The following is a 15,146-nucleotide window of genomic DNA, read 5'->3' on the forward strand; positions in this document are numbered from 1 at the left end:
CCACCGAACTGCGCCCCGGCTGGCACTGGGAAGGCCTGGGCGAAAAGATCATCAAATACCCGACCCGCCAGCGCGTCTATTCCTACACCCGCGAAGGCAATGCCGACGGTCAGGAGAACGAGGAGATCGGTTTCGCCGACCAGACCGGCCTGCCCATGACCGCCGACGTCAACATGACGGTCAAGGTTTCGGACAACAAGGCGGCGGACCTGTACGCCAAATACCGTCTGAATTTCGACGACCTGCTCGACAATCCGATCCGCAACGACGTCCGCTCCTTCATTGCCCAGGAGGCCGAAAAGGTGCCCGTCTCGTGCAACCTCCAGGCCCAGCAGCCGGTGGTCGAGGGCGCGAGCCAGCCCACGGCCGCCCCCTGCACCGGCAGTTTGATGGGCGCAGGCCGCCAGGCCGTGATCCAGCGCGCCTACGCCAACCTGCAACGCAAATGGGCGGCCGAGGGCGTCGAGATCTCCAACCTGCAATGGGTCGGCACCATCCGCTATCCCGAGAGCATCACCACCGCCATCCAGGCCCGCACCGCCACCGAACAGCGCACCCTCGCCGCCCAGCAGAAGGAGGCCGAGGCCCGCGCCAACGCCAACGCCCTGATCGAGACCGCGCGCGGCGAGGCCGAATCCATCCGCCTGCGCGGCGACGCCCTGCGCGCCAACCCCCAGCTGATCGACCAGATCTACGCCCAGCGCTCCCAAGGCCTCTGCCCCCCCCGCGCCTCCACCTGCATCATCGGCCAGACCCCGACGACCATGATCCCGGCGACGGGTCAGCAGGCGGAGTAGTCATGCTTCCCTTCTCCCCTTGCGGGAGAAGGTGGCAGCCGGAGGCTGACGGATGAGGGGTCACGCCGACCTGTCACGCTGTTTCGGCGCCAGCCCCCCCACCGTCATCGACGGCGTGACCCCTCATCCGCCCCTTCGGGGCACCTTCTCCCGCAAGGGGAGAAGGACGACTACCTCACTCCTTCAACCGCCAGGTTGCCCCCGTCGGCCCGTCCATGACCACGACGTTCAGCGCCGTCAGCCGGTCCCGGATCCGATCCGCCTCGGCCCAGTTCTTGGCCGCCCGGGCCTCGATCCGTTCGGCCAGCAGGGCCTCCACCTCGGTCTTCAGCGTGTCGTCGGCCCCGCCCTCGAACCACTGGTCCGGCGTCGACTGCAGCACGCCCAGGATGGCCCCCGACGCGATCAGCTCGGCCTTGGCGATCCCGACGGCCCGTGTGTCGCCCGCCGTCATGGCCCGCTCGATCTCGCTGGACAGGGCGAACAGCTTGGACATGGCGCCCGGCGTGTTCAGATCGTCCTCGATGGCCTCCAAGAACTCCGGCGACGGCATGTCGCCCAGCGCCTCGACCCCCTCTGCGCGACGCAGGGCCCCATACAGCCGATCCAGATTCTTGCGCGACTGGTCCAGCAGCGACTGGTTCCAGTCCAGCGGCTGGCGGTAATGCGCGCTCAGCAGCGCCCACCGCACAACCTCGCCCGGCATGGCCTGGACCAGGTCATGCAGCAGCAGGACGTTGCCGATCGACTTGGACATCTTCTCCGCATCGACGGTCAGGAAACCGTTGTGCATCCAGTAGCGGCTGTACTCCGCCGGCGCCGTCGCCGCATGGGCATGGCCGTGGGCGCAGACCCCTTGGGCGATCTCGTTCTCGTGGTGCGGAAAGACCAGGTCGATGCCGCCGCCGTGGATGTCGATCGGCAGGCCCAGCTCGGCCTCGATCATGGCCGAGCATTCGATGTGCCAGCCAGGCCGCCCCTCGCCCCACGGCGACGGCCAGGACGGCTCGCCCTCCTTGGACGGCTTCCACAGCACGAAGTCGTGGGCATTGCGCTTGTACGGCGCGACCTCGACCCGCGCCCCGGCGATCATGTCGTCCAGGTTCCGCCCCGACAGCGCGCCGTAGGCCGGATAGCTGGACACGTCGAACAGCACATGGCCCTCGGCCACATAGCCGCAGCCCTGGTCCACGATCGCCGCGATCTGGGCCACGATGGCCTCGATATGGTCGGTGACGTGGGGCGCGAGATCAGGGGCCGAGACGTTCAGCAACCCCATGTCGGCCAGATAGGCGGCCTCATACCGGGCCGTGACCTCACCGATCGGCACGCCTTCCCTGGCCGCCTTGGCGTTGATCTTGTCGTCCACGTCGGTGACGTTACGGGCATAGATCACGCTGTCGGCCCCGTACTCGCGCCGCAGCAGCCGCACCAGCACGTCGAACACCACCGGCGGCCTCGCATTGCCGATATGCGCATAGTCGTAAACCGTCGGCCCGCAGACATAGAGCGTCACCCGGCTGGGGTCGCGCGGCGAAAAGACACGCTTCTCGCGGTACAGGGTGTCGTAGAGGGAGAGCGTCATTGCAGGCGGCGGCTTTCGAGAGTTTTCTTGCGGGACGGACGGGATGCCCCATATAGCCGCCAAGCTGTTAAACAGTGTCCAAGGACGAAAGAAGGCCCAGGGGGCGTCGTTTCGTCGGTTTCGAGATCGATTTCATGAGTGCTTCACCCGTTCCGGTCGTCAGCAAGCCCGTCCTCGTGACGACGCGCCCCAGCCGTGAGCAGGCGCTGGAGGCCGTGCGCACCCTGATCGCCTGGGCCGGAGACGATCCTTCGCGGCCCGGCCTGGTCGACACTCCCAAGCGTGTGGTCGATGCCTATGGCGAGTGGTTCGACGGCTATGACGCCGATGCGGGCAAGGAACTGTCGCGCACATTCGAGGACGTCCAGGGCTATGACGACATGGTGTTGCTGCGCGACATCGAGGTCGAGAGCCACTGCGAGCATCACATGGCCCCCTTCCTGGGCAAGGCATACGTCGCCTACATCCCGTCCGAAAAGGTCGTCGGTATTTCGAAGCTGGCCCGCGTGGTCGAGATCTTCGCCCGTCGCCTCCAGAACCAGGAAACCCTGACCCAGGACATCGCCGACGCCATCGAGGCGCACCTGAGCCCCGCCGGGGTCGCGGTCCTGATCGACGCCGAACATCAGTGCATGACCACGCGCGGCGTTCACCACCGCCACGTCTCGACCATCACCACCCGCTTCACCGGTGCCTTCAAGTCCGATCCGGCATTGACCGACCGTTTCCTGAAACTGGCGAAAGGCTGATCGCACGCCTGTTGCGCGAAAAGCGACGCGACGGAACGAAACGGGGCGTCAGACCGCTTTACAACCGCCTTCGAGGCCGCCAAGAAACACCCACGAACCAATCGCTCGGTCCCCGCTCGGCGGCGGACCTCCAGGGAGAAATCTAGAGCATGGCCGGTAGACTTTCAGGCCCCGGCGCGTCCGGCGGCAAGACCATCGAACAGAACTCGGACATCAACGTCACGCCGTTCGTCGATATCATGCTGGTTCTGCTGATCATCTTCATGGTCTCGGCCCCGCTGGCCACCGTGTCGATCAAGCTGGACCTGCCGCCCGCAACGCCGCCGCCCATCACCCCTGAGAAGCCCAAGGATCCGGTCTATGTGACCATCCAGGACACCGGTTCGATCTTCCTGGCCGATCGCCAGACCACGATCGAAACCCTGGCCGTCGACGCCTGCGCCGCCCTCGGCGATCCCACCGGCCAGGGCTGCAAGGAAGAACGCCTGTTCGTCCGCGCCCAGCCGGAAGTGAAGTACAGCCAGTTCATGGAAGTCATGAACACGCTCCAGACCAACGGCTTCTACAAGGTCGGCCTGCTGAACGAAGACATCACCTGAGCTGATCCGCTCGGTTTGAAACCAAGGCCGCGTCCCCCGGGACGCGGCCTTTTTTCTTGGCCTCACCCGACATCGATCGCTAGGGTTGAGCGGGGTTCGAATCCCCTTCGACGATCGTCTTGGGCGCGATGCCGGGGCTCCGGTGCGGCCAGCCACAAAGACCGGCGATCGTCTCCATGTTGGTGAACAGAGACGGCGTCCGGCGCCGGTCGAAAGACAAGCCGCGACTGGACCCTGCGGATCCTCGCGATCCCCGTCAGGTCGCCGCGGTGCCGGACGCCCGATCGTGCAGAGGACGTGCCCGTGTTCGATACCGCCGGTCTGATTTTCGCCCTGGCCGTCCTGGCCATAGCCGCCTGGTTCCTCCGCGCCATGATCGGGGATCGACGCACGATCCGGATCAGCCCGTGGGAGCGTGGGGTGGTCAGCGTCGACGGGGTGTTCGACCGCCTGCTCGAGCCCGGCCGCCACACGATCTGGGGATCACGCCGAAGCGTCACGATCGCGCCCCTGTCGATGGCGCTCCAGTATATCCAGGTCGGACCGGTCGAGGTGGTCACCGCCGACCGGCTTCCGGCGCGGCTGTCCGCGACCGTGGCCTATCGCCTGCATGACGCCGAAATGGCCGTCCGCGAGCCCGTGTGGAGCCCCGTGACCCAAGTGGCCAATACCGCCCTCGTCCGACTGGCCTCGGCCCATTCGATGGACGCGCTTCTCGGACGCGCCGAGGATCTGGACCAGATTCTGACCGCCGGGGTGCCGGACACGATCGGTGCGGCCCGGATCGAATCGATCGCCCTGAGCGCCGTCATCCTGCCGCCGGAACTGCGTCGGTTGATGTCGGAGGTCGAGCGGGCCCGGCTGGAGGGCCTCGCCGCACTGGAACGAGCCCGGGGTGAACAGGCGGCACTGCGCTCATTGGCCAATGCCGCCCGGCTGCTGAAGGATAATCCGGAACTGGCCCATCTGCGTCTGCTTCAGGCTGCGGGCACCGCTCGCAACACCACGATCGTCATCGGCGACCGTCCCGACGCCCACCGGGCACCATGACCCGCGACGACGTGGAGGCCCTGATCCTTGCTCTCCCCGACACCGAGCGCGGCTCGGCCTACGGCATGCCGGCCTTTCGGACGGTGGGAAAGTTCCTGACTCGTATCCGCGACGAGGACGACAGCGTGGTCGTGCATCTGGACAGCCTGGATGAGCGCGACCTGCTGATCGAGATGGACCCGGCGACCTTCTTCTTCACCGACCACTATCGCAACCACGCCATGGTGCTGGCGCGATTGGAGACCGTCGATCCGGCCTGGCTGGCGGTCATGATGGCGCGGCGCTGGCGCAAGGTCGCGCCGAAGGCCCTGCAAAAACAGCATCCGACCCTTCCGGGCGAGGCCCCCAGCGCCTAACTCCCGGGTCCGCCTTCAGGAGCCCGCCATGTCCGCCCAACCCACCATCGTCGTCGACGGCCTGTCCATCCCGCTGCTGGGCTTCGGCACCTGGGAGCTGTCCCCGCCGGACGCCCGCCGGATGGTCGCCGAGGCCCTGCGCATCGGCTATCGCCACATCGACACGGCCTGGATCTACAAGAACGAGGCGGCCGTCGGCGACGGCATCCGCGACGCGATCGAGGCGGGTCACGTCACCCGTGACGACATCTGGCTGACCACCAAGATCTGGGTCGCCCATTTCGGCCATGACGCCCTGCTGGCCCAGGCCCGCGAATCGGCCACCAGCCTGGGCTTCACGCCCGACCTGCTGCTGCTGCACTGGCCCAAGGCCGAACCGACCTTCGCCGAGACCCTGGGCGCGCTCAATGAGGCCAAGGATCAGGGCCTGACGCGATCGATCGGCCTGTCCAACTTCCCGTCCGCCGAGTTCAAACAGGCGCAAGGCCTGTCGAAGGCGAAGCTGGTCACCAATCAGGTCGAATATCACCCCTATCTCGCCAACGGCCCGCTGCTGGCGACCGCCCGCGAGCTCGGTTCGTCCATCACCGCCTGGTCGCCCCTGGCCCAGGGAAAGATCGCCGACGATCCCGTCATCAACGCCATCGGCAAGGCCCTCGGCAAGTCGGCCGGCCAGGTCACCCTGCGCTGGCTGATCCAGCAGGACGTCATCGCCATCCCGCGCACCACCAAGGTCAGCCGCGCCGAGGAAAGCTTCGACATCTTCGACTTCACCCTGTCGGACGAAGAGATGGCCCGCATCCATGCCCTCGCCCGTCCCGACGGCCGCCTCGGCGACTGGCTGGACCCGGCGTTCAAATGGGACGAAGCTGCCTGATCCGCGACAGCAGAAGCGCGGAGGTCAGGAGACGCCATGGGTCAGGTACTCGGCTTTCCATCGGTTGATCCCGACGACGTCCGGATCGGCGCCCGCCTGCGACGCTGGCGAACCCAGCGCCACGTCGAACTGGACGCCCTGGCCGAGGCCATCCACCTGACGCCGGAGGACGTTCGTCTGATCGAGGCCGGCCGCCGCCACCTGACCACCGCCCAGCTGGGTGCCGCAACCCACGCGCTGCACCTGCCGCTCTGGGCCCTGGTGTCCGATACTCCGGCCTATTGATGAGCCGATCGCGGGCCGCCCTGATCTGGCGTGGCACCTTCGCCGTCGTCGGCTGGGCGGCCCTGGCGCTTCAGTATGGGCTGATGATCTCGGCACCGCCGGCGGCCGCCCTGATCACGCGGACAGTGAATTTCTTCAGCTTCTTCACCATCCTGACCAACCTTCTGGTCGCCATCGCCATGACCCTGCCCGTGATCGCGGCCGGCAGCCGTCCCGGACGCTGGGCCGCATCCGAGGGCATCCGCGCAGGTGTCACCATGTACGCCGTGGTCGTGGGGCTGGTGTACCATTTCCTGCTTCACGCCACCTGGAGCCCGCAGGGCTGGTCCTGGGTCGCCAATATCGCCCTGCACTACGTCATGCCGGCCGCCATCCTGATCGACTGGCTGATCTTCACACCCAACGGCCGCCTGCAATGGATGGATGCCATCCGGTGGCTGGTCTTCCCACTGGCCTACGGGGCCTGGACCCTGCTGCACGGCGCATTCAGCGGCTGGTATCCCTACTGGTTCATCGATGTAAGCGGGCTCGGCCTGGGCCCCGCCCTGCTGAACTTCGGCGGCCTGCTGGTCTTCTTCGCGATCGTCGGCCTGATCGTCGTGGCGATCGACCGCACCCTGGGACGGCGTGACAGGACGGCCGCAGCCGCCTAATCCGACCTGATCCACCGGAGCGGTTCATTGGCCTACAAATCCCTGCGCGACTTCATGGCCATGCTGGAGGCCGGGGGAGAGCTGGTGCGGGTGTCGGAACCCGTCTCCACCCACCTCGAGATGACCGAGATCCAGACCCGGCTGCTGAGGAACGGCGGCCCGGCCGTCCTGTTCGAAAAGCCAGTCATGCGCGACGGCTCGATCAGCCCCATCCCCTGCCTCGCCAACCTGTTCGGCACCGTCAAGCGCGTGGCCATGGGCGTGACCATGGAGAAGAAGACCCGCACCACCGCCGCCGAACTGCGAGAGGTCGGCGAACTGCTGGCCTTCCTGAGGAACCCCACCCCGCCGCGCGGCCTCGGCGACGCCATGGAAATGCTGCCGCTGATGCAGACCGTGATGGCGATGCGGCCCAAGGTGGTGAAGACCGCCCCGGTCCAGCAGGTCGTGCTCAAGGGCGACGACATCGACCTGACCAGCCTGCCGGTCCAGGGCTGCTGGCCCGGCGAGCCCGCGCCCCTGATCACCTGGGGCCTGGTCGTCACCAAGGGCCCGTCCGACGACCGCGAGGACGACTTCAACCTGGGCATCTACCGGATGCAGGTGCTGGGCAAGGACAGGGCGATCATGCGCTGGCTGGCCCACCGCGGCGGGGCCCAGCACTATGCCCGTCACAAGAAGAAGAAGACCGGCCCCCTGCCCTGCGCCGTCGTTCTGGGTGCCGACCCCGGCACCATTCTCGCCGCCGTGACCCCGGTGCCCGACACCCTGTCCGAATACCAGTTCGCCGGCCTGCTGCGCGGGGCCAAGGCCGAGCTGGTCCCCTGCAAGACCGTGCCCCTGATGGTCCCCGCCAACGCCGAGATCGTGCTGGAGGGCCACGTTCTGCTGGACGAGCAGGCGCCGGAGGGGCCGTACGGCGACCACACCGGCTATTACAACTCGGTCGAGACCTTCCCGGTCTTCCAGGTCACGGCCATCACCATGCGGCGCGACCCCATCTATCTGACCACCTTCACCGGCCGCCCGCCGGACGAGCCCAGCGTGCTGGGCGAGGCGCTCAACGAGGTCTTCATCCCCCTGCTGCGCCAGCAGTTCCCAGAGATCACCGACTTCTGGCTCCCGCCCGAGGGCTGTTCCTATCGCATCGCCGTGGTGTCGATGAAGAAGGCCTACCCCGGCCATGCCAAGCGGGTGATGCTCGGCGTCTGGAGCTATCTGCGCCAGTTCATGTACACCAAATGGGTCATCGTCGTGGACGACGACATCGACGCCCGCGACTGGAAACAGGTCATGTGGGCCATCTCGACCAAGATGGACCCCGCCCGCGACATCACCGTCATCGAGAACACCCCGATCGACTATCTCGACTTCGCCAGTCCCGAGAGCGGCCTCGGTTCCAAGATCGGGCTGGACGCAACGGACAAGTGGCCGCCAGAGACCCACCGCGAATGGGGCGAGGAAATCCGCATGGACGCCGACGTCGTCGATCGCGTGTCGCAGATGTGGGATCGGCTCGGCCTTCCGGGGGACGGAAAGCCGATCTGGAAATAGCCCCCGCACGACGCTGTCTCAAACAGGGCGCCGTCTCGTCACAATTCATGTTGCAGCGCACACTTTTCGGATGACGGATTCGTAATGCCGCGATAGCGTCGGTTCGCAATTCCTTGTTTGGAGCTTTCCACGATGTCGCGTGTCCTGATTGCTGCCCTGTGCCTGACCCTCGCCGCCCCGGTGGTCGTGACCGTGACCGTCCCCACCTCGGCCGAGGCCCAGGTGATGGCCGGCCGGGGTGCCTCGCGCGCCGCCGCCCGTCGCAACCGCCCGCCGCTCAGCGAACGCGAGGAGACCCGCCTCTACGCCGCCCAGGACGCCGTCGTCGCCATCGATCAGCAGATCTACGAGATCCAGACCGCTGCCGAAGCCGCCGGCGGCCTGACCCCCGAGCAACAGGCCTCGATCCAGCAGCACGAGGCCCGCAAGACCGAGCACCAGTCGGTCATCGACCGCCTGGAAGCCAAGCGCGAACGCCGCACCAGCTGATCGTCCATGACGCCGCGCCGCATGACTATGGCCGCCTGACCCGCTAAGCCTCGCTTTCCAACGGCGAGGGCCGCATGAGCGCGTTCGAGTTCTTCTTCAGCTTCTACGGCCTGTTGCTGGGCCTGTCGGTGGCCGAACTGGTCGGCGGTTTCGCCCGCCTGCTGCATGAACGGCACCGGGTGCGCTTCGGCTGGCTGACGCCCTTGCTGGCCCTGTTCGTGGCGCTGGACCTGGCGACCTTCTGGAACCAGGCGTGGCGGTTCTTTCGCGGCGCGCCGTTCAACCCGGCCCTGCTCCTCATCGGCCTGATGGTCGCCGCGACCTTCTATGTGGCCGCCAGCATCACCTTCCCGCGCGTCACCGCCGAAGGGGCCGAGGCGCGAATCAACCTCGACGACCATTTCTGGGCCCACCGGCGCATCGTGTTCGGATGTGTGCTTGCGGCCAATGCCATGGTCTGGCTGCTGCTGGCCCTGCTGTCGCTCGCAGACCCTGCCTGGGCTGCCCTCTGGACCCCCAGGGTTCTGATCGGCCTGGGGGTCTTTGCCCTGTCCACGGCGGTCGCGGGCTTTGCGCCGGGCCGCAAGTTGGTGATCGCCGCCCTGCTGGTCGTCCTGATCTACACCATCTGGAACATGGTCCGGGCCGGGCACATCCTGATCGCATCCGGCGGCTGGTTGCCAGCGGTCGGAGGCTGAGCCTGCCGGCTTGCGAAGCCGCCCCATTTGGTCGAGGAACGTCGCCATGCGCGCCCTGTGTACCGCCGTCGCCCTGCTTTTCCTGGGAACCCCCGCCATGAGCCAGACCGTCCCCAACACGCCGGCGTGGGATCAACCCTTCCTGCCGCCCGCCCCCGCCTGGGACGGAGCCTCCAGGAGCCTACTGCGGGACGCCTCCGATCCCTGGGTCACAGCCTTCGAGCTGGACGCCGACCATGACTTCAGCCCCAACTACGTCGACACCCGGGCCTGGTTCGACCGGCTGGATGCGGCGTCGAACCTGATCCGCATCGAACAGTTCGGCACCTCGCCCGAGGGCCGTCCCATCTATGCCGTCATCGCCTCGAAGGACGGCACCGCCTTGGACCCGTCCAAGCCCGTCCTGATGATCCAGGCCGGCATCCACCCCGGAGAGATCGACGGCAAGGACGCGGGCATGATGCTGCTGCGCGACATCGCGGTCTACGGCAAGGATACGCTGCTGGACCGGGTCAACCTGATCCTGATCCCCATCCTGTCGGTGGACGGCCATGAGCGGGCATCCGCCTACTCCCGTCCCAACCAGCGCGGCCCCCGCATCCAGGGCTGGCGCAACACCGCCACCAACCAGAACCTCAACCGCGACTATCTGAAGCTCGACCAGCCCGAGATGCGGGCCGTGCGCGGCCTGATCCTCAAGTACCGCCCGGACCTTTATGTCGATGTCCACGTCACCGACGGCATGGATTACCAGTACGACGTCACCTACGGCTTCAACGGTGAGGACGGTGCCTTCAGCCGTTCCCCCGCAGCCTCCGCCTGGCTGGACACGACCTTCAAGCCGGCCATGAACGCCGCCCTGTCGGGTCAGGGACACATCCCTGGCGAACTGGTCTTCGGCATCGACGATCAGGACCCGAGGAAGGGTCTGTCCGACGGCGGCCTGGGCGAGCGGTTCTCCAACGGCTGGGGCGCGGCGGCCCACGTCCCGACCATCCTGATCGAGAACCACAGCCTCAAACCCTATGAACAGCGGGTGCTGGGCACCTATGTCTTCATCGAGCGGTCACTGACCCTGCTGGCCGAACAGGGCACCGAGCTGCGCGCCGCGACCGAGGCCGACCGCGCCCTGCGCCCCGCCGAGATCCCCACCAATTTCGAGCCCGATCCGACCCCGGCCTCGACCCGCGACTTCCTCGGCATCCGCTACGAGACCTATGACAGCCCCGCCTCGGGCCGCCGCGAGATCCGCTGGCTGGGCCACGCCGATCCCGAGACCTGGAAACTGCCCTTCTACGGCTCGCGCCCGACGTTGAGCCTTAAGCGTCCCACCGCCTACTGGGTCCCCGCCACCCGCCCCGACATCATCGAGCGCCTGCGCCTCCATGGCATCACGATGGAGACCCTCGACGCGCCCCGCACCCCGTCGGTCTCCATGCTGCGCCTCGTCGATCCGACCCTGGCCCCCCGCCCGAACGAGGGTCACGTCCAGGCCAGCGTCAAGACGGTCGAGGTCGAACGCCGCGACTGGACCTATCCCCTCGGCTCGGTCCGCGTGCCCACGGACCAGCCGCTCGGCGACATTGTCGTCCTGTTGCTGGAGCCCCAGTCGTCAGAGAGCTTCTTCGCCTGGGGCCTGTTCCCCGAGATCCTGAACCGCGTCGAATACATCGAGGGCTATGCCATCGCCCCCCTGGCCGAGGCGATGATGGCCGCCGACCCCGCCCTCAAGGCCGAGTTCGAAGCCAAACTGGCCGCCGACCCCGCCTTCGCCGCCGACGGCGACGCCCGCCTGGGCTGGTTCTACGAACGCACACCGTTCTATGATGACCGCTACCGGCTCTATCCGGTGGGGCGAGAGGACTGAGCATGGGCGACGGAATTCACGCGGCGGGTCTCTGGGCGGCGCTCAACGTCGTTGTCCTGCTGGTCCTGTCGGGCATGACCTCGGTCCAGCGCCGCAAGCACCGCGTTTCGCTCGGCGACGGCGGCAAGCCCCCGGTCGAGGCCGCCAGCCGCGCCTTCGGCAACGCCGCCGAATACATGCCCCTGGCGATCGCGTCCCTGATTCTGCTGGCCCTGACCGGCTTTCCGACCTGGTCGGTCCACCTGATCGGCGGCTCGTTCCTGCTGGGCCGGGTGCTGCACGCCTGGGGGATGCTGACGGGCGTGGGCCCGACCCCGGGCCGGATGTTCGGAATGCTGCTGACCTATATCCCGCTGCTGGCGTCGGCGGTGATGCTGATCTGGTGCTGGGTGGGTGGGCTGCAGGATTTCAGGGCGGCGAAACAGACCCTGCGAAAGCGATTCGGGGCTGCGAGCGGTCAGTGCTGGCGAACGGAGAGCGGCCAGGCGAAGCATCGCCCGGCGTCTGATCCGCACTGAGCTGCTGCAAAAATGCCTAAGACGTAATCGCCGCCGGCGAGGGTCTGGTGCGTGCCATGTGAGCGAGCGTGAGCCAGAACACAGCGAACAGGACCACCGAGAAGGCCAGAGAGAAAGCGAATTTCTCCGGCGTCGGAGCCTTGAAGTTGAAATAGACCATCTGAAAGATGTTGAGGACCACGATCCCGCGCAGCATACAGTCGATCTTGAGCTTGCTCAGCACATAGCTACCGAACGGGGCCATGAAGAGCACGACCGGATAGGCACACAGCCACGTCCGGATCTGATAGTCCGTAATCCCCTGGTCCCAGAAGGCCCGATAGCCGAAGCCGAGGATGCTGATGGCCGCCATGACCATGATACTCTGGTGTGTGGCGATCTTCTCATCCATTCGAAACCGGGTGACCAGCAGCGTGTAGAGAACGATGTCGGCCCCCGTCCCGAACAGGCTGGCGCAGATGCCGCCCGCAAACAGGATGGCCGCCAGCATCAGTTTGTCGATGACGTCCGTGGTCGGCAGCCTGTCCCGGTGCCCCCTGTGCTTGCTGGCCACATAGGCCAGGGCGAAGGTCATGATCAGGCTGAGAAACAGGGCCTGGATGATGTAGACCGGGATGCCCTGCATCACGTTCATGCCGAACACGAAGCCCAGGAAGGCGACTGGGACGTACCACAGCACGGGTTTGTAGGTCGCGAGCCGGTTCTCCTTGCGGGACATGATCCAGATGCTGGCGCTGGTCATGCCGACGCTCTGAATCATCAGGCTGAAATCGCGCGCCATGCCTCGGTCGATGTCGAGAAACACGCTCAAGGCCGGAAAGGCGACTGCTCCCCCGCCCTCGGGGGTCAGGCCGGCGACGAAGGCCCCAAGGACCATGATCGCGGGATAGTACCAGTGCTCCACGAGGAACGGGATGCTGTTCAGCATTGCGAACAACGCGATCCACAGCACCATCATGGCGATGTACCAACTGCGGAATACACGACTTTCGAAAAACAAGGCTCCCCCGGGCTTGGTCAGCGTTCGCTGTTGCGTTACCGCTACCATCTCCCGCCCTGCTCGACCATAGTGCGAATACAGGCAGGGCGGTGCCGCAGCGGGGCGGAGGCGACCCGAAGGCTTGGCCACAGCGTCAAACCTTACATGCGCGCAAGCCCTCTCGCGCCGGAAGGTGGACATTGCGCGATCGGCAGGAACAGCAGGAATATGCAGTATTCTGCATAACGGTCGTCGTCGTTCGAGCCGCTTTATCGCCGTTTGGCGTAACCGAAATCGTCGGGAACTGATCGATCGGCGGTTCACGCCGCGATGTCGGCAAATCACCAGCCGCGCCCATCGTATCGCGCATACTCAGGCCCCTGTTTTTGCTGCCTTCTCAAAAATAATCGGGCATTCGGCCATCACCAATCGGCACGGTGGTAAACTGCAGCCACACGGTCTTTGACATCATTGCCCCTTTCCCACCGATCCAGGCGGGCGGCCCAGCCGGCCCACCCCGGGCATCACCCACCCTCTTTCGAGCCCTCAGGACTATCGAGACTCACCACCCTGCCCACTACGCCACGAACGATATATCTTTGCCTGCTCGCCACCCCAATCCGGTTGCACCCGCCCCTCGCCCCCGCCATATCGGGGCATGACTGTCAAAGCGTCTGCCGCCCTGCTCCATGATCTCGTCGCCGCCGCCCTGAGGGCCGGAGCCGACGCCGCCGAGGCGGTCACCGCCGAACGCGCCGCCCTGTCCGTCGGTGTGCGCAACGGTGCCCTCGAAGACGTCGAACGCGAGGAGTCCCGCGACCTGGGCCTGCGCGTCTTCGTCGGCAAGCGACAGGCCTCGGTCTCCGCCTCCGACCTGTCCGAGGCGACCCGAACCCGCCTGATCGAGAGGGTCGTGGCCATGGCCCGCCTCGCCCCCGAGGACCCCTGGGCCGGCTTCGCGCCCGAGGATCGCCTTCACCGGGGCCCGTTCCGCGACCTCGATCTGATGGACGCCTCCGAACGCAGCGCCGCCGAGTTGGAAGCCGTGTCGATCCAGGCCGAGGCCGCCGCGCTGGCCATCCCGGGCGTCGTCCGCTCAGAAGGCGGCCACGCCTCGACCTCCTCGACCGAATGGCGGCTGGTGACCTCCCACGGCTTCGAGGGCTGCTATTCCGGCTCGGCCTTCTCGCTCAGCGTCGGTGTCATCGCCGAGAAGGACGGGGCCATGGAGCGCGGCGGCGAGAGCCGCACCACCCGCCACCTGTCGGACCTGCCGGACGCCGCCTTGATCGGCGAGGAGGCCGGCCGTCGCGCCGTCGCCCGCGTCGGCCCGCGAAAGATCGCCTCGACCACGGCCCCGGTCATCTTCGAGAACCGCGTCGCCACCCAGATCCTGTCGCCCCTGCTGGGCGCCATCTCCGGGCCCTCGATCGCGCGCGGCACCTCGTTCCTCAAGGACGACATGGGCAAGGCCGTCCTGCCGACCCACCTCAGCCTGATCGACGACCCGTTCCGCATGCGCGGCCTGGGCTCCGCCCCCTTCGACGACGAGGGTGTCGAGGTGGTCGCGCGCCGTCTCGTCGACGCGGGCGTCCTGACCACCTGGCTGCACAACTCGGCCTCGGCCCGACAGCTGGGCCAGGCCTCCACCGGCCACGCCTCGCGCGGACTTGCAGGGCCTCCGGGCGTCTCGACCCACAACCTGCACCTGACGCCCGGCGACCGCGACGCCGCCGGCCTGCGCGCCGACGCAGGCACCGGCCTGATGGTGACTTCCATGTTCGGCCCGTCCCTGAACGCCAACACCGGCGACTGGTCGGCGGGGGTCTCCGGCTTCTGGTTCGAGGATGGCGAACTGACCTATCCGGTCAGCGAGGTCACGGTCGCGGGCAACCTGAAGGCCCTGTGGGCGCGGATGGTGGCGGGGTCGGACCTGGAGTTCCGGGGATCGTTCAACAGCCCCTCCCTGCTGTTCGACGCCGTCGCCATCGCAGGCAAATGACCCCCTACGAAGCCGACCTCGACCTGATCCGCAGCGCGGCCCTGGCCGCCGGGGCCCTGGCCATGTCCGAGCGCGAGCGGGGCGTGAA

The 15,146-nt window shown here is 66.9% G+C and carries 16 protein-coding genes; 14 read left to right on the forward strand and 2 right to left on the reverse strand.

The features are described from left to right. A partial coding sequence (locus tag ACILQR_RS10665; RefSeq protein ID WP_395651403.1) for an SPFH domain-containing protein occupies window positions 1-797 on the forward strand: 797 nt, incomplete at its 5' end. Window positions 798-972: 175 nt separating this feature from the next. Here the strand turns inward: ACILQR_RS10665 and cysS are convergent. Continuing rightward, on the reverse strand, window positions 973-2,382 hold the full coding sequence (cysS, locus tag ACILQR_RS10670; RefSeq protein WP_395651404.1) for a cysteine--tRNA ligase: 1,410 nt from the start codon (window positions 2,380-2,382) through the stop codon (window positions 973-975). A 134-nt stretch (window positions 2,383-2,516) separates the two neighbouring features. Between cysS and folE the strand changes: the two genes are divergently transcribed. The 12 genes from folE to ACILQR_RS10730 all read left to right on the forward strand — a co-directional run bounded on the left by folE (window position 2,517) and on the right by ACILQR_RS10730 (window position 12,077). Continuing rightward, window positions 2,517-3,131: a GTP cyclohydrolase I FolE gene (folE, locus tag ACILQR_RS10675; protein ID WP_395651405.1), complete on the forward strand. Its 615-nt coding sequence runs from the start codon at window positions 2,517-2,519 to the stop codon at window positions 3,129-3,131. A 149-nt stretch (window positions 3,132-3,280) separates the two neighbouring features. After that, window positions 3,281-3,730 carry a biopolymer transporter ExbD gene (locus ACILQR_RS10680; protein WP_271144695.1) on the forward strand — a complete coding sequence of 150 codons (450 nt, stop codon included), beginning with the start codon at window positions 3,281-3,283 and terminating at the stop codon, window positions 3,728-3,730. A 303-nt stretch (window positions 3,731-4,033) separates the two neighbouring features. Continuing rightward, window positions 4,034-4,780, forward strand: a complete 747-nt coding sequence (locus tag ACILQR_RS10685) for an SPFH domain-containing protein (protein WP_395651406.1) — start codon at window positions 4,034-4,036, stop codon at window positions 4,778-4,780. After that, a complete protein-coding gene (locus ACILQR_RS10690; RefSeq protein WP_395651407.1) occupies window positions 4,777-5,136 on the forward strand; it encodes an MmcQ/YjbR family DNA-binding protein in 360 nt (119 codons plus the stop codon). The genes ACILQR_RS10685 and ACILQR_RS10690 overlap by 4 nt, the downstream gene beginning before the upstream one ends. Before the next feature lie 28 nt (window positions 5,137-5,164). Beyond that, entirely contained in the window at window positions 5,165-6,013 is an 849-nt protein-coding gene (locus ACILQR_RS10695; RefSeq protein WP_395651408.1) for an aldo/keto reductase, read from the forward strand. A gap of 36 nt (window positions 6,014-6,049) precedes the next feature. Beyond that, window positions 6,050-6,298 (forward strand): helix-turn-helix domain-containing protein, encoded by a 249-nt coding sequence (locus ACILQR_RS10700; protein ID WP_395651409.1) that lies wholly within the window; start codon window positions 6,050-6,052, stop codon window positions 6,296-6,298. Further along, entirely contained in the window at window positions 6,298-6,951 is a 654-nt protein-coding gene (locus tag ACILQR_RS10705) for a Pr6Pr family membrane protein (protein ID WP_395651410.1), read from the forward strand. Before ACILQR_RS10700 ends, ACILQR_RS10705 begins: the two co-directional genes overlap by 1 nt. Window positions 6,952-6,978: 27 nt before the next feature. Then, window positions 6,979-8,505, forward strand: a complete 1,527-nt coding sequence (locus ACILQR_RS10710) for a UbiD family decarboxylase (protein ID WP_395651411.1) — start codon at window positions 6,979-6,981, stop codon at window positions 8,503-8,505. A 132-nt stretch (window positions 8,506-8,637) separates the two neighbouring features. Continuing rightward, window positions 8,638-8,994, forward strand: a complete 357-nt coding sequence (locus ACILQR_RS10715) for a hypothetical protein (protein ID WP_395651412.1) — start codon at window positions 8,638-8,640, stop codon at window positions 8,992-8,994. Window positions 8,995-9,068: 74 nt separating this feature from the next. Continuing rightward, a complete protein-coding gene (locus ACILQR_RS10720; protein ID WP_395651413.1) occupies window positions 9,069-9,692 on the forward strand; it encodes a hypothetical protein in 624 nt (207 codons plus the stop codon). A 46-nt stretch (window positions 9,693-9,738) separates the two neighbouring features. Next, window positions 9,739-11,559 (forward strand): M14 family metallopeptidase, encoded by a 1,821-nt coding sequence (locus ACILQR_RS10725; RefSeq protein WP_395651414.1) that lies wholly within the window; start codon window positions 9,739-9,741, stop codon window positions 11,557-11,559. A gap of 2 nt (window positions 11,560-11,561) precedes the next feature. Continuing rightward, a complete protein-coding gene (locus ACILQR_RS10730) occupies window positions 11,562-12,077 on the forward strand; it encodes an MAPEG family protein (RefSeq protein ID WP_395651415.1) in 516 nt (171 codons plus the stop codon). Window positions 12,078-12,093: 16 nt separating this feature from the next. Here ACILQR_RS10730 and ACILQR_RS10735 read toward each other — a convergent pair whose 3' ends face one another. Further along, entirely contained in the window at window positions 12,094-13,077 is a 984-nt protein-coding gene (locus ACILQR_RS10735; RefSeq protein WP_395651416.1) for a sulfite exporter TauE/SafE family protein, read from the reverse strand. A gap of 637 nt (window positions 13,078-13,714) precedes the next feature. Between ACILQR_RS10735 and ACILQR_RS10740 the strand changes: the two genes are divergently transcribed. After that, entirely contained in the window at window positions 13,715-15,058 is a 1,344-nt protein-coding gene (locus tag ACILQR_RS10740) for a TldD/PmbA family protein (protein ID WP_395651417.1), read from the forward strand. Window positions 15,059-15,146: the final 88 nt, after the last annotated feature.

The sequence above is a fragment of the Brevundimonas sp. genome (assembly GCF_044239655.1).
Lineage (GTDB): Bacteria > Pseudomonadota > Alphaproteobacteria > Caulobacterales > Caulobacteraceae > Brevundimonas.

Bases quoted from the DNA above. Each gene is read 5' to 3' on its own strand.
- ACILQR_RS10730 (WP_395651415.1), top strand. From the start codon at position 11,562: ATGGGCGACGGAATTCACGCGGCGGGTCTCTGGGCGGCGCTCAACGTC.
- ACILQR_RS10680 (WP_271144695.1), top strand. From the start codon at position 3,281: ATGGCCGGTAGACTTTCAGGCCCCGGCGCGTCCGGCGGCAAGACCATC.
- ACILQR_RS10725 (WP_395651414.1), top strand. From the start codon at position 9,739: ATGCGCGCCCTGTGTACCGCCGTCGCCCTGCTTTTCCTGGGAACCCCC.
- ACILQR_RS10740 (WP_395651417.1), top strand. From the start codon at position 13,715: ATGACTGTCAAAGCGTCTGCCGCCCTGCTCCATGATCTCGTCGCCGCC.
- ACILQR_RS10705 (WP_395651410.1), top strand. From the start codon at position 6,298: ATGAGCCGATCGCGGGCCGCCCTGATCTGGCGTGGCACCTTCGCCGTC.
- ACILQR_RS10690 (WP_395651407.1), top strand. From the start codon at position 4,777: ATGACCCGCGACGACGTGGAGGCCCTGATCCTTGCTCTCCCCGACACC.
- ACILQR_RS10715 (WP_395651412.1), top strand. From the start codon at position 8,638: ATGTCGCGTGTCCTGATTGCTGCCCTGTGCCTGACCCTCGCCGCCCCG.
- ACILQR_RS10695 (WP_395651408.1), top strand. From the start codon at position 5,165: ATGTCCGCCCAACCCACCATCGTCGTCGACGGCCTGTCCATCCCGCTG.
- ACILQR_RS10720 (WP_395651413.1), top strand. From the start codon at position 9,069: ATGAGCGCGTTCGAGTTCTTCTTCAGCTTCTACGGCCTGTTGCTGGGC.
- cysS (WP_395651404.1), bottom strand. From the start codon at position 2,382: ATGACGCTCTCCCTCTACGACACCCTGTACCGCGAGAAGCGTGTCTTT.
- folE (WP_395651405.1), top strand. From the start codon at position 2,517: ATGAGTGCTTCACCCGTTCCGGTCGTCAGCAAGCCCGTCCTCGTGACG.
- ACILQR_RS10700 (WP_395651409.1), top strand. From the start codon at position 6,050: ATGGGTCAGGTACTCGGCTTTCCATCGGTTGATCCCGACGACGTCCGG.